This is a genomic window from Verrucomicrobium sp. BvORR106, assembly GCF_000739655.1.
Lineage (GTDB): Bacteria > Verrucomicrobiota > Verrucomicrobiia > Verrucomicrobiales > Verrucomicrobiaceae > Verrucomicrobium.
Genome location: NZ_BATR01000167.1, coordinates 26832 through 44748, shown reverse-complemented (window position 1 = coordinate 44748; position 17917 = coordinate 26832). Strand labels below are relative to the sequence as shown.

General features: G+C 59.7%; 15 protein-coding genes. 9 read left to right on the top strand and 6 right to left on the bottom strand.

From position 1 onward, the window contains the following. Positions 1-155 precede the first annotated feature (155 nt). A complete protein-coding gene (locus tag BV106_RS30235; RefSeq protein WP_038171109.1) occupies positions 156-1910 on the top strand; it encodes a prenyltransferase/squalene oxidase repeat-containing protein in 1755 nt (584 codons plus the stop codon). A gap of 104 nt (positions 1911-2014) precedes the next feature. Here BV106_RS30235 and BV106_RS30230 read toward each other — a convergent pair whose 3' ends face one another. From BV106_RS30230 to BV106_RS30215, 4 genes are all read right to left on the bottom strand, one after another. Further along, complete coding sequence (locus tag BV106_RS30230) at positions 2015-3784, bottom strand: ABC transporter ATP-binding protein/permease (protein ID WP_265596225.1); 1770 nt, start codon at positions 3782-3784, stop codon at positions 2015-2017. A 132-nt stretch (positions 3785-3916) separates the two neighbouring features. Next, positions 3917-4825, bottom strand: coding sequence for a shikimate dehydrogenase (aroE, locus tag BV106_RS30225; protein WP_051946532.1), 909 nt, complete (start codon positions 4823-4825; stop codon positions 3917-3919). 8 nt (positions 4826-4833) lie between these two features. Continuing rightward, the gene (locus BV106_RS36490) at positions 4834-5703 is read right to left on the bottom strand and encodes a polysaccharide lyase (protein WP_265596224.1); all 870 of its coding nucleotides are present in this window, start codon (positions 5701-5703) and stop codon (positions 4834-4836) included. A 14-nt stretch (positions 5704-5717) separates the two neighbouring features. Next, complete coding sequence (locus BV106_RS30215; RefSeq protein WP_038171107.1) at positions 5718-7034, bottom strand: glutamate--tRNA ligase family protein; 1317 nt, start codon at positions 7032-7034, stop codon at positions 5718-5720. A gap of 104 nt (positions 7035-7138) precedes the next feature. On the opposite strand from BV106_RS30215, the gene BV106_RS30210 reads away from it, so the two are divergent. Further along, the gene (locus BV106_RS30210) at positions 7139-8593 is read left to right on the top strand and encodes a hypothetical protein (protein ID WP_265596223.1); all 1455 of its coding nucleotides are present in this window, start codon (positions 7139-7141) and stop codon (positions 8591-8593) included. A gap of 36 nt (positions 8594-8629) precedes the next feature. Here BV106_RS30210 and BV106_RS30205 read toward each other — a convergent pair whose 3' ends face one another. Then, the gene (locus BV106_RS30205) at positions 8630-9700 is read right to left on the bottom strand and encodes a hypothetical protein (RefSeq protein ID WP_051946528.1); all 1071 of its coding nucleotides are present in this window, start codon (positions 9698-9700) and stop codon (positions 8630-8632) included. 271 nt (positions 9701-9971) lie between these two features. Beyond that, complete coding sequence (locus BV106_RS30200) at positions 9972-10829, bottom strand: hypothetical protein (RefSeq protein ID WP_265596222.1); 858 nt, start codon at positions 10827-10829, stop codon at positions 9972-9974. Positions 10830-11075: 246 nt separating this feature from the next. Here BV106_RS30200 and BV106_RS30195 point away from each other — a divergent pair, with 246 nt between their 5' ends. The 7 genes from BV106_RS30195 (at position 11076) to rpsD (ending at position 17823) form a co-directional block, all read left to right on the top strand. Then, positions 11076-11942 carry an alpha/beta hydrolase gene (locus tag BV106_RS30195; RefSeq protein ID WP_051946526.1) on the top strand — a complete coding sequence of 289 codons (867 nt, stop codon included), beginning with the start codon at positions 11076-11078 and terminating at the stop codon, positions 11940-11942. A gap of 82 nt (positions 11943-12024) precedes the next feature. Next, entirely contained in the window at positions 12025-12609 is a 585-nt protein-coding gene (locus tag BV106_RS30190; protein ID WP_038171102.1) for a hypothetical protein, read from the top strand. A gap of 91 nt (positions 12610-12700) precedes the next feature. Continuing rightward, positions 12701-15586 (top strand): insulinase family protein, encoded by a 2886-nt coding sequence (locus tag BV106_RS30185; RefSeq protein WP_051946525.1) that lies wholly within the window; start codon positions 12701-12703, stop codon positions 15584-15586. A 450-nt stretch (positions 15587-16036) separates the two neighbouring features. Then, positions 16037-16150, top strand: coding sequence for a 50S ribosomal protein L36 (rpmJ, locus tag BV106_RS37710; RefSeq protein ID WP_009963702.1), 114 nt, complete (start codon positions 16037-16039; stop codon positions 16148-16150). 29 nt (positions 16151-16179) lie between these two features. After that, a complete protein-coding gene (gene rpsM, locus BV106_RS30180) occupies positions 16180-16575 on the top strand; it encodes a 30S ribosomal protein S13 (RefSeq protein ID WP_038171100.1) in 396 nt (131 codons plus the stop codon). 33 nt (positions 16576-16608) lie between these two features. Next, positions 16609-17178, top strand: a complete 570-nt coding sequence (rpsK, locus tag BV106_RS30175) for a 30S ribosomal protein S11 (protein ID WP_038171098.1) — start codon at positions 16609-16611, stop codon at positions 17176-17178. A gap of 33 nt (positions 17179-17211) precedes the next feature. Beyond that, on the top strand, positions 17212-17823 hold the full coding sequence (rpsD, locus tag BV106_RS30170) for a 30S ribosomal protein S4 (RefSeq protein WP_038171096.1): 612 nt from the start codon (positions 17212-17214) through the stop codon (positions 17821-17823). The last annotated feature ends 94 nt before the right edge of the window (positions 17824-17917 follow it).

Genomic DNA, 17917 nt, shown 5'->3' with positions numbered 1-17917 from the left:
GAGATAATACTTGTCTTTGAGTCTAATAAATGTTCGTCTCGAAGGGTTGCATCCTGCGGGTGGGCTAGGAATTGAGCAGATATTTTCTGCGAAAGACCAAGAACTGCCCCACTTGCCCGTCATCACTTTTGACAGGCAACGACGACTCTTCTGTTATGAATCCTTCCGACCCCGAGCACCAGGCTACTTCAGACCCCATTTCCGCGCTTCCTCCTACGACGGGCAGCGCCTCCGTACCTCTGGTTCAGATTCAGTCATTGGATCCCACGGCCCCGTCAGGGTCCCAGCCGGTACAGATCCCGCAGTATGAGCAAGCGGTCCCTGCCTACCAGCATGAGGCTCCTCAGCAGGTTCACCACTTTGAGGCCCCGCACTTCCACGCGCCCATCTCTCCCCCGGTTAAGAAGAACATCTTTGTCCAGTACTGGCGCAAGGCTGGCGGTGGCTCCTTCATGGTGAGCCTGCTCATTCACGCGGGCCTGCTGATCGGAGCCTATTTCTTGGTGGAAACCATCGTCACGGAAAAGAAGGTGGATTTCCTTCCTGGTGGTGGCAGCAAGCAGGGGGCGGAGGCCAACCAACAGCTGGCGCAGACGGTGCAGAACAAGAAGCGCAGCTCCCTGAACAAGAGCACGCCGATGAAGAAGGTGGTGAGCACGAGCGCGAACGCCGCGATCGCGCTCAACGACGTGCCGATGGAATCCATCGACATGCCAGAGATGAGCAGCCTGATGGGCGGTTCGATGGGCAGCGGTGGCTTTGGCTCCGGTGGTGCGGGCGGTGGATTTGGCAAGGGCATCGGCATGGGCGGCCAGTCGGGCTTTGTGAGCCTGCCACCGACGTTGAAAAGCCGTTGCAGCACGGCTGAGCGGCTTCAGAAGCTCAAGGAGAGCGGTGGGGTGGCAGAGTGTGAAAAGGCCGTGAGCACTGCGCTGGAGTATCTCAAGAGTAAGCAGAAGGCAGACGGATCCTGGGGCACCCAATACAAGGGGGCGATGACCGGCTTTGCGCTCCTCGCTTATCTGGGCCGCTGCGAGACGCCAGACTCTCCCTTCTACGGAGAGAACGTCATGAAGGGCATCATGTTCCTGGTGGAGACCCAAAAGAAGAACCCGAACAAACTGTTCTCTCAAGCCACCTCCGGCAACGCGCCGGTGTATGAACACGGGATCGCCACTTACGCCTTGGGCGAGATGTACACTCTGGCCCGTATGGGCAGCAAGTCCCTCCCAGGGATGCGTGAGGCCTTCGAGACGGGGGTGGGTGTGATCATCGACAACCAGCAGAAGAGTGGCAGCTGGGTGTATGACACGGACAAGGGCACTTATCTTCAGGGACGTGAAGACCTTTCCGTGACGGGCTGGCAGTATCAGGCGCTCAAGGCAGCCAAGCTTACCAACTTGAAGATCAATGGCCTGCACAACGCCATCGACAACACCGTCAAGTACCTCGAGAACAAGCAGACCAAGGATGGCGGTATCGGTGGCACCAACCGCGAGACCAGCTACAATCAATGGGAATTGACAGGGGCCGGTGCCTTGGGCCTACAGACCTTGGCCAATGGCCGGAAAACGGAGATCAAGAAGGCCATCGCCTTTGCCCACGAACTCTTCAAGAAAGAGCCTCCTGCTTGGGATCATGCCAACCTTTATTCTTGGTACTACTACCAGCAGGCGTTCTTCCAATACGGTGGTGAAGAATGGAACTACTGGAATGCAGCTGTGCTGAAAGAGATCCTGAAGAACCAGCAGCCTGACGGCAGCTGGAAGTCTCCCACAAACTTCCACAACGCCAGCGCTGGCGGGGACAATATCTATCCCACCTCCCTCTGCATCCTGATGCTTGAGGTGTACTACCGCTACCTGAAGGTGGCTGATCGCGAGAGCACTTCGATCTTCGACCGGAAGTAGTCAGCTTGATCTGAAACACGGCGGGGCTTCACTGGGTGGAGCCCCGCTTTTTTGTGTATGGAGCCGGGGTGCTGCAAAGAGGGAAGCCGGTGCGTCCCCAGTTCCTATTTCTCGGCGGGCTTCTTTTCGAGTTCAGCTGAGCTCTTGATTTCCCAGCCACCTGACGGTTCAAGGTGCAGGATCTGCTCGTGATGCCTGATCAGCGTATTGCGATGGCCGACGCTGATGTAGGCGATGCCGGACTTGCGCAGCAGTTCGTAGAGGTGTTGCTGGTTGTCTTCATCGAGGGCGCTGGTGGCCTCGTCCAGAAAGGCGAACTTGGGGTGACGCAAAAACAGGCGTGCGAATGCCACCCGCTGCTGCTCCCCGATGGAGAGCACGTTCGTCCAGTCCACCACCCGGTTGAGATCGTTGTCCACCCGGGCGAAGATGTCGGAGAGATTGACCTTCTCCATCACCGCGCTGATTTCCTCATCGCTCAGGCCCAGCTGCGGGTAGGGGTAGAGGAGTTGGTCTCTCAGGGTGCCTTGGATCATGTACGGTCGTTGGGGCAGGAACATGAGGTCGTTCAGGGCTGGGCGTTCCAGTGAGCCGGACCCGCTGGACCAGAGTCCTGCGATGGTTCTGAGCACTGAGCTCTTTCCAGTGCCACTGTCTCCCATGATGAGGAGGCTCTGCTTTCGCTTCAGCACAAAGGAGAGGTCCGTCACCAGGTCCCGGTCCCCATTCGGGGTGCGGACGGTGACGTCCTCCAGTTTCACCAGGCGGCTGTCGTCTTCCACTTCCAGTTCCGCCTCCTTCTCGATGCGCTCTTCCTCCGCGTCGTGTTCATCCAGGTTCTCCCAAAGACCAGCGAGCCGCTGTACCCCGGCCAGGTAGGCGCTCAGAACCCCGAACTGAGTGACGATCAACGTGACCGCCGCGAGCACCTGAGCGAAGGCTCCAGATGCCTGAGTGATCACGCCGAACTCGACTTGGCCGCGGATGTACATGGGGCCCACAATGACCAACGGCAGGACGAGGGCCGCGTAGTTGAAGCTGTTCGTGAAGAGTCCCAGATTGCGGTTCCAGAAGATGGTGTTCCGGGTGTTTACGACCACGCGGGCCAATCGCTCGATCAGGTCCAGATGCTCCCGTTTCTCCCCGCGATAGAAGGCGATGGACTCGGCATTGTCCCTGATTCTCACCAGCCCATAGCGCAGGTCGGCTTCCTTTTGGTACTGCATGAAACTCAGTCTCACCAGTGGCCGGCCTATGAGGATGCTTCCCAGCGTGCCCACGGCGGCGTAAGCGAAGAGGATGGCCACCAAGGTGCCTGAGATCGTCCACAATACTCCGGTAAAAGCGATCAACGTAACCAGGGAGTTCAGCAGGATCAGCAGGAAGCTCAGGGTGCTGACTGTGAAGTTGCGGACGTCTTCACTGATACGCTGATCTGGGTTGTCCACATTGGGAGAGCCCCGTAGCCGATAGTAGGCGCGGTTGTTGAAGTAGCGTTTGATCAGGTGCTGGGTGAGCCACTCCCGCCAGAGCAGGGCGAGACGCTCCTCGGTCCAGCGGTAGTAGGTGCCAATCGGCACCGCCAGGGCAAAGGTGGCGAGATACCACCCAAGGCTGCGCCAGTAGGCCTCGCCGTCCTTGCGGGCGATGTCGTTCATGAAGTCCCGACCGGCATAGCTCATCAGCACCTGTACACCGCCGACAGCCAGTGAGAGGGTGAGCAGGACGGCGAGGAAGCCCCTGGCTTTGCGCCGGCTTTTGGAGCTGAAGAACGCTCTGGTGATGATCCAGAATTGCCGCAGGGTTCTTCCTAGCGGGGGCTTGGTCTGGGCGCTTTCTTCAGAAGTTGGACCTTTGTCATTGGGAGTCCCCATGCCACCAAAACGGATTCGCCCCCCTCCGCGAGTGCAAAAGAGATGCGGAGGGGAGGCGGAAGGCTCAACCAATCTTCAAGATTGATTAAAAGCCTGGAATTCATGGCGTTAGAGGAATCCGCCGGGAGCAGGCTAGCTTTGCATCAACCCGGAGCGCATGGCCTCAAGCGGGACTGGCTCTCCGAACCAATGTCCAAATGAGATGGCCCCCTGGTGAAGCAGAAGCTGGAGCCCATCACAGGTGCGTGCGCCTCCCGCCCTGGCGGCACTGATGAAGGGGGTGGGGGAGGAGGCTCGGTACACCATGTCATAGGCCAGATGCCGGGGCTGGATGCGCTGGTAGTCGAAGAGCGGTCCATCGCCGTCTTTCATACCTACCGGAGTGGCATTGACGATGAGGTCCACGTCGTCGAGGATCGAGGAAATCTCCTCGTCCGACCAAGTGAGTGCGGTCACCTGGGTGGTAGGCGAGAGCTGCTGGCAGTTTTTCACGAGTGGCGCGAGCTTGGTCACGGTGCGATTGGCGAGCCGCAGGCTGGGGCAGCCCTCCAGCGCACTCTGGATGGCCACGGCCTGGCCAGCACCACCGCCAGCGCCGATGATGAGGACCCGCAGATCCTTCACCGATTTGCCGAAGGCCTCTTCCACGGACCGGAGAAAGCCGGGGCCATCGCTGTTGTAACCGATCTTTTGACCGTCATGGAGATGGACGGTGTTCACCGCGCCCAGTGCGACGGCCAGGCCATTAAGTTCATCCATGGCCTCCAGCGCCTCGAACTTGTGAGGGATCGTGCAGTTCACTCCCACAAAACCATGCTGGGCAAAAAGGTCCAGAGCCTCCGCCACTGAGCCCGGGGCCACATGCACCCTGATGTACTGCGCGTGGATGCCCCGGGCCTTGAGGGCGGGGTTGTGCATCTGGGGTGAGCGGGAGTGAGCGATGGGATCGCCGATGACAGCGAGCCGTGCGGGTGGATCGATTTCAGCAGAGACGGAGGCCCAGTTTCGGAGGTCCTCCAGGGTGTAGCAAGCCTTGGACATGTATCAGGTTATTTCTGGGAATCTGAGGAGGCAGGAATGAAGCCGAGCTTGAACCCGCCGAACTCCGCCCAGCAGGGCCGGGTGGGGGCCCAAGTCTCATCGCTGCCGCCGTGAAAGGTTTCAAAATAGAGCGAGTCCACGCCAAAGCTGGCGTCGTCCCGCCATTGTAGATCGGCGCGATCGACCATGAGACGAGCTGGGGCGGCCGCCGTGGTGATCCAGACGCGCAGGGTGCCATTGCGTTGGCCAGCAGTGTTCATGCCCACCTGAATTTTCACCTGCACGGGCGAGTCGGTGGGAAAACGGAAGTCGTCGGGGAAGTTGAACTGGTCGCCGTAGTTCGTGGGCTGGTGTTTGTGGTACACGTAAGCCTGTCCCCGGCCATCTTTGCGCCACATGAGCCGGGCGGAGAAGCCGTTCTTGCCATTGGCGGGGCGGCCGCCGCTCACATGATCCGGACCACCACATAGGCCGGGCAGTTTCCCCCCCTTCACCCAGTCAAAATCCGGGCTGAAGCGGAGGGTGTAAGTGAGCTCCGCGAACTCATGCGTGCCGAACGGAAACCTCCAGCCCGCTCCGCCTTTCTCCGGACCGATCTGACCTGGGATAAAGGAAACACGCAACCAGCGCTGGTTGTTCGCATCCGTCAGAGAGACTCTGCCATCGCGGATGCCGCCTTCAAAGGTGCAGCCGGGCCAGTCCTTTTTCCACTGGCCCAGCGGGTAGATGCCAGCCGGTCCATTGAGGGAGATGAGGCGTGGGCCTTCTTCCGCAGCGTGTCCGAGTGGGCTAAGGGCCAAGTTCGTGGCCAGCGCCATCCCCAACGCCAGGGCGGGGATCATCCGTCGAGCGGCAAGAATGGCGGGGCGGAATAACATGGGGCTTCTATGAATCACGCGAGGAGAGCGGCGGCGCGGCCGAGGCGGGCAATGGACCGCTCTTGACCGAGCACGACCATCATCACCTTCACATCCGGACCGCGGGTCTGACCGCTCAGGGAGAAGCGCAGCAGCGGCATGAGGGCCCCGGCTTTTACGCCTTCCGAAGCAGCCACTTTGGTCACAGCATCACCCAAGCCGGCCTCGGACCAGTCGGTGGTGGCCTGGAGTCCTGACTGAAGCGCGGCCAGCAGTTTGGGAGCTTGGGCATTGGCCTTCAGCTTGGTCATCACTTCGTCTTCAAACGCGAAGTCCTCTGTGAAGAAGAAGTGCACCCACGAGGGGAACTCGGAGGCCAGGCTCACCTTTTCCTTCACGCTGTTCAAGGTGTGGGCGATGTAGGCATCGTCGCTGCCCGGGGTGATGCCGGCCTTCTCCAGCCAGGGGCGGGCATAGGCCACGAGATCGGCATCGTCCAGCAGACGCAGGTGCTGCTGGTTCACCCAGGTGCACTTGGTCATGTCAAACCGGGCATTGCTATGGTGCACGTCGCTGATGTCGAACAGTTCGACGGCTTGCTGCGCGGAGAAGGTTTCGCCTTCGAGCTTGGGGGTCCAGCCCAGCAGGCACAGGTAGTTGAACACCGCCTGCGGCAGGAAGCCCGCCTGGATGTAGCTGTCGATGCTGGCCCCGTCATCCCGCTTGCTCATCTTGGAGCCATTTGGGTTGAGCAGCAGAGGGATGTGGCCGTATCTCGGTGGCGTGTGCCCCAAGGCCCGGAACAGGTCGATGTGCTTCCAGGTGTTGGAAATATGATCTTCACCCCGGATCACGTGGGTCATGCCCATTTCAATGTCATCCACGACATTCACAAAATGGAAGATGTATCCGCCATCCGGGCGGCGGATGGTCATATCCGGCTCTTCTGTGGGCGCGAAACGGATATCGCCACAGACCACGTCGGGGATGGTGATGGCTTCACGGCTGAACTTGAAGCGGGCAGCGCCGTTCGCTTCGAAGTACACGCGACCGGCTTCTTCGAGCTTTTTGAAATAGGCATCGTAGATCGAGCGGCGCTGGCTCTGGAAGTAGGGGCCGTAGTCCCCACCTTTCTGGGGGCCTTCATCCCAGTCGATGCCCAGCCAGCTGAGCCCTTCGAAAATGGCGTTCATGGCCGCCTCGGTATTGCGTGCCTCGTCAGTGTCTTCGATGCGCAAAATGAAGGTGCCGCCGCTTTTCCGGGCGAGCAACCAGTTGAACAAGGCCGTGCGGGCGCCTCCAACGTGGAGGTAGCCGGTGGGGGAAGGGGCGAAGCGAACGCGAATGGACATCCAACGATGTAGAGGGGAATGACGGGCTTCTCAAGCGTCAATCCCTGCGGGCTCCGCGAGGTTTGTCGCTTGAGGGGCTTGTATCCCACCGTATGGTCTCCGCCATGAAGAAGAAGGTGCTCATCGCGGGATCGGCTTTCATTGTCCTCCTCGCCGGACTCGGCGTGGCAGGCCATCAGTGGCTGTTGGGGCGGTTCGACAAGGACGCGGTCATTGCCCAGATGGAGGCCTCGTGGAGCTGCCGTGCCCAGCTGGATTCCACCCAGGTGAATATTCTTTCCTCACCTGCGAGGTTGGAACTGCATGGCCTGAAGCTGGCCCCCAAGGATGACCAGTCGGCCCTGCCAGCTTCTCAGCGGCAGGCGCTCGCTCCAGAGAAAGTCCTCCTCGCTACGGAGGTGGCGGTGCTGGAGGTGGAACTTAAGGACCTGGTGGATGGGAAGATCAATGTAAAGGAGCTTCACATTGGCGGGGTGTCCGTCAAAACCGAGGTGGACGAGGACGGTCGAAGCAGTCTGCAGGCTCTGTTTAAGTCTCCGGGTGCGGTTGATGTGCCCAAGGTCTCTCCCGCAGCAACGGAACAAGCGGTCACGGGTGACGCAGGTGCCACGACGGCCAAGGGCGTGCAGGTCACTGAACTGAAGCCGGAGCCCGGGACACCGTCAGAAGCTGCGACCAAGGAACCGAAGCCCAAGAGTGTGTTCCGGGCCAGCGACATGAAGGTGGCTGTGCAGGTGGACGAAGCCAGTCTGGAGCGCGGGAGTGTGGAAATCACCAACCAGAAAAACGCCTCGAAGATCCAGCTCAGTGAGGTGAACCTGGTGCTCAAGCAGATCGATGTGAACGCGGCAGATCTGGCGGCGCACAATCATTGCGGCTTTGAGCTGGCTGGAGCAATCCGTGTGGAAAACCTGGAGAAGAAACAGCAGATTGCCGACATCAAGGTGAACTCCAAGGGCACGATGGAGCCCTTTGACGTGAAGACCGGCGAATGGATGCCAGACCTGAATCTGGAGGTGACGCTGGCCAAGGGGAGCCTTCTCGGCGGCATGGAACTGGGCGACCAGTTGAAGAAGAAGGATCGTGAGAAGCTGGCTGAATACGGGCTCAGTCTGGAAGGCGTGTTGCTGGGCGGCGCTCTTTTGGAAGACGCCTTCGTCAAAGTGCATCAAGTACGTGGCAAGGTGATCATGAAAGGGGAGACCCGCCTCGTGTTTCCCCAGTATGAGATCATCCTCAATGACGGCAGCTGGGTGAACGCCTCACAAGACCTGCACAACGTGAAGGCGCGGCTGGTGCTCAATGCGGATCTCACCGCCAAAAAGCTGGAGGAGGTGAAGAAGACCCTTTCCGAGCGGTTCGGCAAAGACATTACCGAGGCGCTGTTCCCGCTGGCCGTAGGGACGCTGATCGACTCTCAGAACCGCCTTTCCCTGCCCTTCAAGTCCAAGGGCAGTCTGGCAAAGCCTGACTTTGGCTTCGACAACATCTTTGGCGACTTGAAGGACATGGTGAAGGACTCGGCAGCGGGTTTCCTGAAGGGATTGCTTGAGAAATAACGCCTGCTGATTTCCAAGGGCACTGGACCGATGTTCTTATTCGGCCGGTGCCTTGTGCTCAAAGGTGCCGGAACTGCCCAGCGCGGTCGTGAACCCGCCTTCGTAGAACCATTTCCTCGACTCCGCCTTGTTCTTCAGATGGGCATCCCAAAAGGCGGTGGTGCTTTTGCTGATGAGTTTCTGAAAGACTTCATCGGCCGCTTCACGCTCAGGATCCCGCTGCATGCGACCTGAGAAGATCATGTGATCGCCGTCTTTGAAGATCACCAGGGAGGTGGAGGAGTGCTGCATGCGATCATAGGGAATGCGGCGGTCGGCGGCGGCGGTCTCGCCCACTGGGCTGTCGTCGAGTGTTCCCGTCATGTGAAAGACGGGGATACGAATGTTGTCGAAGTTCTCCTGTGGGACCCTTTGCCCTCCGATGACCGGGGCGCTCATCTGAATGACCGCCTTCACCCGTGAATCTGCCAGGGGCGAGACCCCGCCGCGGAAAGACTGACCCGCGATGGCCATGACGGTGAAGCCGCCAAAGGAGTGGCCCGCTGCACCGATGTGGCTGAGATCGAGCCGACTGTGGAGAGGGGATTTCGGGTCTTGGTTCTGTCGGGTCAGTTCATCGATCACGAAAGTGACGTCGGCTGGTCGGGCCAGCGCATTGGCCGGGGTGGCAGCAGCGCGTTTTACCGCCTGCATGCGTTCCGCTGGGCGGGCTTCCCGCCAGACGGCGTCATCACTGCCGAGATGCTGGACATGTACGCTGGCGTAGCCTGCCTGGGACCAGTGGCGCCCCAAGTAAGAGTAGCCCTCCCGAGAACCGCCCAAGCCGTGGGAAAAGATGATCACCGGAACGGGCTCCGGCTTGGACGCCGGGGGGGCAGGTGGAAGATAAACTAGAACCGGTACAGAGCGCTGCCGGGAGGCGTCCACCCAGTCCAGCTTCAAAGGGGCGCTGGCAGAGGCAGCTGGGGCGGCAGTCGAGGTCGCTGGGGCCGCTGGGGCGGTGGCGGGGCGGGGCCGGGGATCCGCCTGGGCCGTGGAGGGGGGGAGGATGCTCAGCCCACTGGGAATGAGCAGCGCAGAAAGCAGGGCCCGGTGCAAACGACGCATCGGTGCAGGAGGGTGAGGAGCGGTAGAGGAGAGGGGCTTCATCGGTTACCCTTTCGAAGACGCCTCCGGGTTCTGTCTGGTTACGCCGGATGGTCCCTGACCAGATTGATTGTTCAAGGTTCGCCAGCTTCAGCTGTCCGAGCCACCAAACCGCGATGGGACCTCCTGCGGTGAAGGGACTTTGGCGGTCAATCGCTCCGCTTCCCCTCCGGCGGTTGCGCAAAGCACAAACCGCCGCTCCTTGGGGGGGCAGGCCTTTGATGGCCTGCTATCACGGACGCAGGGTGATGCGATTGACGTGGATGATCTGGCTCACGGCCTCCGGCACGGGATGGGACTCTGGCTTCCAGCTGTAGACTTTGATAGTCGGCCGGCTTTCATTTCCGGTCAGCACCAGGGCATTGATCTGGAGCACGCGTTTCTCACCCTCTGGGATGGGAAGCTGCTTCACCGCCAGTTGCAGCGGGTTCTCTCCGTCGCGAAGGCCGCCGATAATGATGTGCTCTTCGGCATTGTTCTCCACCGTGGCGGCATCGAAGCCGTTGACCACTGCGGTGGTCTGGTAGCCAAAGGAGGCAATCTGGAGGACGCCGATGCGGTCCGGTACCGGGCAGGCCTTGGGGACAGGGGGCACGACACCCGTGGGCGCAAACTCAGGCTCGTTGAGAAAGCCCGAGCTGCCACCATTCTTGAGCGTGGCCCGCACATCGGGCACGCTGGCAAGATTCACAAGACGGGTCGTGTCGAATCTCCAGCCGGTGTCTTCCCGGATGAATTTCAGGATGAGGAGATTCTCCGGGACCTCAGAGGAGTCCAGCAAGCCGATATCGACCTTGCCAAAGTAGGCGAGTTGCCCGGTGGCCCCGTTGATGTCCATCTTAAGGAAACGGAGGGTGGCGGTTTCCGGGGGACGGACAGGAAGATCGAAAAGGGCGGCGGGGAAGGCCTGCTTCTGACTGACGATCAGATTGCGCGTCATGAGCTGCCGCGAGGTCGCGGTGGCCTGCTGCCAGGAGGCAAGGCTCCGGGTGACCATGGCCTCCCGCCAGCGGGAGTAGGCCTGTTCCATCTGCCGGCGGGCGGCAGCGTCCTGTCCGCGGGCTTGAGGGAGGAGGGTGCAAAGGATCAAGAGGGCAACGAAAAGGGGGGCTGGCGCAAATCGGGTCATTTTCTGGAAGACTAGCAACATTGGTTGATCAACGCAAAACCAAGGATCTTCTGGACAGCGGGAAAGCATCCTTTATGGAGAGAAGGTTTCTTGGGAAATCTGGCAGGCCAAATGCTCTTTAACGACCTTCTCCGCTCGCGTTTGTGTCGGATTCGTAAAAGTATTTGCCGAGCCTGATATTCTCTGGAAGATCGCCGCCTGCTTTTTATGCTGCCTCACGAAGACAGTCTCACCAAACTCCCTCCGATTGATCGCAATCGCGAGCTTTTGAAGACTGCCCGGGAAGAAGTTTACAAGACGGTGGGGGGGCACGATCTGCCGGTCTATTTTTGGGAACCCACGGCGGAGAAGGCTCCTCCGTACCCGAAGAGTGTGATCGCGTTCTTCTTCAGCAGTGGCTGGGATAACGGTCAGGTCAGCCAGTTCGCCCCACATTGTTTGTACTTCGCCTCCCGTGGCATGACGGCGATGGCTTTTGACTATCGGGTATCGGCCAGACATGGGTCCACTCCGGTTGACTCCCTGTCGGATGTTCGCTCTGCGATGCGCTGGCTGCGGCTGAATGCCGTGGAGCTGGGTATCAACCCTGGCAAAATTGTCGGGGCAGGCGGCAGCGGCGGTGCTCACATGATCGCTGCTGCGGCCATGGTGCAGGGTTTTGACGAACCCGGCGAAGACGAAAGCATCTCCTGTGCTCCCAACGCCCTCGCGCTGTTCAACCCTGTGCTGGACACGTCCAAGAAGGGTTTTGGTCACGACCGCTTTCTCCATCCGGATGATGCCAAAAAGGCCAATCTGATGGCGGCCATCGCGCCCAATCTTCCTCCCACCCTGATTTTCCACGGCACGCATGATCGTGTGGTGCCGTTCGAGATCTCGGAAGAGTTTGTCCGCAAGATGAAGAAGAAAAAGAATGTCTGCGAACTCATGGTCTATGAGGGGCAGGGGCATGGCTTCTTCAACTTCAATGTTTCCTTTGACCTCTATCAAGGGACGCTGAATGCCCTGGACGACTTCCTGGTCACCCAAGGGTTCATTGAGCACGATCCCGACATGCAGGTGGATCTGATGTGACCTGGCAGGTGTGAGGCAAACCGGTCCGACAGTGCCAGGCGTATAAAACCCCGCTCCGTCATCGTTTTCTGACTCTCCTGCCATGCAATATCCCTTAAGGCTCCGTTTCAAGATCCTGGCGCTCGCGCCGCAGTGCTTCGTGGAAGACGCCTCCGGCGCAGAAGTCTGCTATGTGAAGCAGAAGCTCCTGCGTCTGAAGGAGAAGGTGGAAGTCTTCACCGACTCGTCCCGCCGCGAACTGCTCTGCACCATTGCTGCGGACCGGATGATCGATTTCAGCGCCTCGTACACCTTCCGGACGCCGGATGGTCAGGTGATGGGTGCGGTGCGCCGTCGGGGACTGAAGTCTCTGTGGCGTGCGTCGTATGAGATCCTGGATGCCCAGGGCCAGCCGACCTTTGAGATTCACGAGGAGAACCCTTTCGCCAAGGTGTTGGACTCCGTGCTGGGCGAGATCCCGGTGGTGGGGCTGCTGACGGGCTTCTTCGCCCATCCCCGCTATGCGGTCCGCCAGGAAGGGCGGACGCTACTGCGGATGACCAAGCGGCGCGCCTTCTTCGAGGGGCGGTTTGACGTCGAGCAAGTGGAGCCGGTCCAGCCACAGGATGAGCTGGGAATCGTGCTTTCCCTGCTCATGTTTGTGCTTTTGGAACGTTCTCGTGGCTAACACTTGAGCGTCAGCCTTGTCTGACGATTACGTTCCCGCAGCCATTTCATAGACCTGCCGGTTCAGGCTGGTCTGTATTTCCCGAATCATCATGACGACACGCAAACTCTCTCTGAGTCTCGTGGCGCTGCTCCTTGCGGCAGTGCCGTTTTCACCCCCTCGCCTGTCTGCGGAACCCTGGACGCACGAGGAAAGCGACCTCAAACCTGATGGCAAGGCGGTCTTTGGCCGGCTGGAGAACGGGTTGCGTTATGTCATCTATCCCAACAAGTTCCCGGTGGAGGGACGTGCCAGCATCCGCCTTTTTGTGGATGCCGGTTCTCTGATGGAAGAGGACGACCAGCAGGGGATGGCCCACTTCCTGGAGCACATGGCCTTCAACGGGTCCAAGAACTTCGCGGCCGGTACCATGGTGGAGCGCTTCCAGCGCCTCGGGATGGGGTTTGGCGCGGACACCAACGCTCACACCTCCTTCCGGGAGACGGTGTACAAGCTGGAGCTGCCCAAGGTGGATGAAAAGATGCTCACGGAAGGCCTGCACCTCTTTCGCGATGACCTCGACGGCATGCTGCTGGGTGAGGGTGAAATCGACAAGGAACGGGGCGTGATCCTGAGCGAGAAGCTGGCGCGGGATTCCGTCGAGACCCGGGTTATGGAGGCAGGCTATGAGTTTGCCATGCCGGACTCCCTCCTGCCGAAGCGATTCCCGATCGGCAAAGAAGAGACGATCAAGGGCATGAAGCGGCAGCGTTTTGTGGACTTCTACCAGAAGTGGTACACCCCCAAGCGTGCGGTCGTGATCGTCGCTGGCGATGTGGACGTCCCGCTCGTGGAAAAGCTGATCAAAGAAAACTTCTCAGATGCCAAGGCCCAGCTTGGAGACTCGCCAGATCAGAGCCTCGGCAAGATCACCGAAGGTCGCGGTCTGGTCGCCAAGCTCCACACGGAGCTGGAGGCCCCGGCCACGGAAATCAGCATTGAGGTGGTGAAGCCTGCCGACAAGGAGGGCGATTCCGTCAGCCGCCGCCGTGAAAAAATGATCCGCAATCTGGCGGATGGCATGGTGAACCAGCGTCTGTCTGAACTGGCGAAGACGGAAAACTCTCCGGTCATCGAGGCCGAGGCCTACAACTTCGACATGTTCAAGTTCGTCGCCAACAGCGGCGTGTACGCGAAGTGCAAGCCGGAGAACTGGGAGCCTGCGCTGAACCTCGCTGAGCAGGAGATTCGTCGCGCCTTGCAGCACGGCTTCACCGCAGCAGAGTTCGCAGAGGCCAAGGCCACCTATCTGAAGGGCATCCGGCTCCGCGCCGAAGGCAAAGACACCCGCAAAAATGCCGAACTGGCCGATGGCTTCGTTCGGGCACTGGGATCGGAACTGGTCTTCACCGACCCGGAAGATGACCTGAAGCGCGTTGAGAAAGAGCTCGCGACCGTTACTGCAGAAGACTGCCTTACCTCCCTCCGTGATGCTTGGAAGGGGACGGACATTCAGGTCTTCATCGGCGGGAATCTGAAGCTCGACAATGCCACCGATACCATCCTGGCGGCCTACAAGGCGAGTGCCGCGAAGCCCGTGACGGCACCCACCCAGGGGGCTGAGGCGGTCTTTGCGTACTCCAACTTCGGGGAGCCCGGCAAAGTGGTGACTCGCAACGAGGTGAAGGATCTGGAGATCACGCAGGTGGTCTTTGCCAACCAGGTGCGCTTGAACCTGAAGAAGACCGACTTTGAGAAGAACAGCATCCGTCTCGCGGTGAACTTCGGTGGCGGTAAGTTGGATGCCCCAGCGGACAAGCCCGGTCTGGTGCCCTATGCGCAGAGCGTGTTCCGCCAGGGTGGGCTGGAAAAGCATAGTCAGGATGACCTGCGGCGCATCTTCGCCAGCAAGACGGTCTCCACGGAGTTTGCGATTGGGGATGATACTTTCACCCTGGCAGGCAAGACCAATCCTCAGGATCTGGATGCTCAGCTCCAACTGCTGTGTGCCACCATCTCCGCACCTGGCTACCGCGAGGAGGCGGATCGCCAGTTCAAGATGAACCTCGAAGCCGTTTACCAGGAACTGCAGCACACCGCAGAAGGGGTGATGCAGGACAAGGTGGTCGGTTTCATTCACAGCGATGACTTCCGGTTTGTCTTCCCTCCCCGGGAGGAAATGGGGCGTCGGAACCTGACGGAGCTCAAGGCGTGGCTCACGCCGACGCTCAAGGACGGGTACATGGAGATCACTGTGCTGGGTGACATTGATGTGGACAAGACCATCGAACTGGTGGCAGCCACCTTTGGCACTCTGCCCAAGCGTGCTGACAAGCGTCCCAACTACGATGAGGCCCGCAAGATGACCTTCCCGGCAGATCCCCGCACGAAGGACATCAAGTTCACCACGGAGATCCCGAGAGCCTATGCCCTGGCTTACTGGCCTACGGACGACATGCTGGATGTGAAGCGCACCCGCCGCCTCATCCTGCTGGGACAGATCCTCGATGACCGTCTGCGTCTCAAGATCCGCGAAGAGCTGGGGGAAACCTACAGCCCGACCAGCTACCATGTGGCCAGCGACACCTTCCCTGGATATGGGTACATGACGGCCATGGCCACCCTGAAGCCAGAACAGGTGGAGCAGGTGAAGCCGATGTTCCTGGAAATTGCCGAAGGCATTATCAAGGACGGTATCTCCGATGACGAGTTCCAGCGTGCCCGGGAGCCTCAACTCCAGCAGCTGGTGCAGATGCGCCGGGACAACCGCTACTGGCTCACCCGGGTGCTACCCAACTGCCAGTCCCAGTCCTACCGTCTGGACTGGTGCCGTTCCCTCGTGGACGACTTCACCGGCATCAAGAAGGAGGAACTCGAGTCCCTGGCCAAGACCTACCTTGGAGCGACCAAGAGCATCACTATCGGATTGTTGCCTGAGCTGGAGAAAGCCCCTGAAGCAGGTGGCAAGGCTGCGGCAGCCGGCTCGGTAAGCAAGTAGTCCTGCCCGTTGATGGCCTGAAACAACGGCCTGAGATAAGAAATTGAACCCGTCCCTCCGCATAGGGGAGACGGGTTTTTTGCGCTTGAGGGAGGGGGGCGTGAGAGACGGTGATGTCGTTTGTGAACGCGTCACAAAGACCGGGAAGGGGAGCGCGATACACGCCGCGCGCAGAGGGTTCCGGAGGTCAAATGAAAGGCAATCTCAGTGGCCTGGTTGAGCCAAAAAAATGTGCTGGATTCGTTGTAACTCCTTCTAAATCGAGGTAGAATGTCACCCCGAATTGGCCCTGATTTTGAGGTATTTAACGCACGTTAACCATCGCATTTACACGGCGAAATCGGTCAAGAAAAGCAAAATCCTGCTTGCAAGCGTTGATTCTCATGCTAGACATGCCGACTCCCCGCCCCGCTAACACTTGGTGCGGGACTGTTTCCACCACCCCTCAACATGCGAGTCCGTCCCTCCGTCAAACGCCTTTGTGAGTCTTGCCGTGTCATTCGGCGCAAGGGCACCGTGCGCGTTGTCTGCAAGAACCCGCGGCACAAGCAGCGGCAAGGCTAATTTCATTCACTGACACAACACGTACGCATATGGCACGTTTGCTTGGAGTAGAAATCCCTAACGAGAAGCGCATCGAAGCGTCGCTTCCATACATCTATGGCATTGGTCCTTCCCTTACCCGGAAGATCCTTGCTGAAACTGGTATCGACCCGAACATTCGTGCGGGCGAACTTACCGACGAACAGCTCGCTGAGATCAGCCGCGTCGTTGCCGCAAAGGGCATCGTGGTGGAAGGCGACCTTCGTCGTGAGTTGGGTGCGCACATGAAGCGCCTGACGAGCATCAACTGCTACCGCGCCACCCGCCACCGTCGCGGACTTCCGGTTCGTGGTCAGCGTACCAAGACCAACTCCCGCACCCGCAAAGGCAAGCGCAAGACCGTGGGCGTCCAGCGCAATCCGAACGCCAAATCCGGCAAGGTGTAACCCTCGGGCTGATCTCAAATTTCATTGCATACCATGTCCGAAGAAAATGTGACACCCGCAGCGCCTGCTGTTGAGCCTGTGACCCCCGCACCCGCCGCTCCTGAAGCAGCGGCTCCTGCAGCCCCCGCTGCAGCTGCACCCGCCGCTCCCGTTGAAAAGGAGAAGGAAAAGCCGAAGACCATCAATGACGTCTTCCTGAGCCTCGAAGGTGGTGCTGCTGAAGCGCCCAAGATCATCAAGGCCAAGGGTAGCAAAAACGTCTCCAGCGGCATTGTTCACGTCACCGCGACGTTCAACAACACGCAGGTGTCCGTCACCGATCGCAATGGCAACCTCATCGGTTGGTCCAGCTCCGGCAAGATGGGCTTCAAGGGCTCCCGTAAAGGCACGGCATACGCCGGCCAGGTGGTGTCCCAAGACGCCTGCCGTCAGGCCATGGGTCACGGTCTTCGTGAAGTGGAAGTGCGCCTCAAGGGACCTGGCTCCGGCCGTGAGTCCGCTGTGCGTGCCGTCCAGGCTCTGAACATTGAAATCACCGTCATCAAAGACGTGACCCCGGTGCCGCACAACGGTTGCCGTCCTCCCAAGGCGCGCCGCGTCTAAACTTAGCCCGTTGCTGCACACACCTTATTCGTCATGGCTCGTTACACTGGTCCTAAAGAAAAAATCGCCCGTCGCTTTGGCGTGGCCCTCTTCGGCCCTTCCAAGGCCCTTGAGCTGCGCAACTTCCCGCCTGGTCAGCACGGCGCGCGCAACACCCGCCGCAAGCTTTCCGACTACGGCATCGCTCTTGCTGAGAAGCAGAAGCTCCGGCACACCTACGGCGTTCTTGAGAAGCAGTTCCGCCGCTTCTTCGCCGAAGCCTCCCGCCGTAAAGGCGTGACTGGTACCATCCTTCTTCAGATGCTCGAGCAGCGTCTGGACAATGTGGTTTACCGCATGGGCTTCGCCAACAGCCGCTTCGCCGCCCGTCAAATGGTGGGTCATGGTCACGTGACCGTGAATGGCAAGCGCTGCAACATCTCAAGCGCCCAGATCAAGGCTGGCGATGTGGTCGCCGTCAAGGGCACCGCTCGCTCCCAGCAGCTGGCCAACCGTTTCCTCGATCTCACCCAGGGCGTGAACTCCCCGGACTGGATGACCGTGGATCGCGACAAGCTCACGGGCACCGTCAACCGCTCCCCCGAGCGTGAAGAAATCGACGTGTTCGTCAACGAGCAGCTGGTGGTGGAACTCTACTCCCGCTAGTCGAGCTGGTTCGAGAGAACTTTTCTTCCTTTCAAAGAAGCACGGCCTCACCGCCGTGCTTTTTTGTTTTGTGGTGAGGGCTTGGGCGGGATCA

What these genes read in the sequence shown, in the direction of transcription:
- BV106_RS30235 (WP_038171109.1), top strand. Translation starts at nt 156, where the DNA reads ATGAATCCTTCCGACCCCGAGCACCAGGCTACTTCAGACCCCATTTCC.
- BV106_RS30230 (WP_265596225.1), bottom strand. Translation starts at nt 3,784, where the DNA reads ATGGGGACTCCCAATGACAAAGGTCCAACTTCTGAAGAAAGCGCCCAG.
- aroE (WP_051946532.1), bottom strand. Translation starts at nt 4,825, where the DNA reads ATGTCCAAGGCTTGCTACACCCTGGAGGACCTCCGAAACTGGGCCTCC.
- BV106_RS36490 (WP_265596224.1), bottom strand. Translation starts at nt 5,703, where the DNA reads ATGTTATTCCGCCCCGCCATTCTTGCCGCTCGACGGATGATCCCCGCC.
- BV106_RS30215 (WP_038171107.1), bottom strand. Translation starts at nt 7,034, where the DNA reads ATGTCCATTCGCGTTCGCTTCGCCCCTTCCCCCACCGGCTACCTCCAC.
- BV106_RS30210 (WP_265596223.1), top strand. Translation starts at nt 7,139, where the DNA reads ATGAAGAAGAAGGTGCTCATCGCGGGATCGGCTTTCATTGTCCTCCTC.
- BV106_RS30205 (WP_051946528.1), bottom strand. Translation starts at nt 9,700, where the DNA reads ATGCGTCGTTTGCACCGGGCCCTGCTTTCTGCGCTGCTCATTCCCAGT.
- BV106_RS30195 (WP_051946526.1), top strand. Translation starts at nt 11,076, where the DNA reads ATGCTGCCTCACGAAGACAGTCTCACCAAACTCCCTCCGATTGATCGC.
- BV106_RS30190 (WP_038171102.1), top strand. Translation starts at nt 12,025, where the DNA reads ATGCAATATCCCTTAAGGCTCCGTTTCAAGATCCTGGCGCTCGCGCCG.
- BV106_RS30185 (WP_051946525.1), top strand. Translation starts at nt 12,701, where the DNA reads ATGACGACACGCAAACTCTCTCTGAGTCTCGTGGCGCTGCTCCTTGCG.
- rpmJ (WP_009963702.1), top strand. Translation starts at nt 16,037, where the DNA reads ATGCGAGTCCGTCCCTCCGTCAAACGCCTTTGTGAGTCTTGCCGTGTC.
- rpsM (WP_038171100.1), top strand. Translation starts at nt 16,180, where the DNA reads ATGGCACGTTTGCTTGGAGTAGAAATCCCTAACGAGAAGCGCATCGAA.
- rpsK (WP_038171098.1), top strand. Translation starts at nt 16,609, where the DNA reads ATGTCCGAAGAAAATGTGACACCCGCAGCGCCTGCTGTTGAGCCTGTG.
- rpsD (WP_038171096.1), top strand. Translation starts at nt 17,212, where the DNA reads ATGGCTCGTTACACTGGTCCTAAAGAAAAAATCGCCCGTCGCTTTGGC.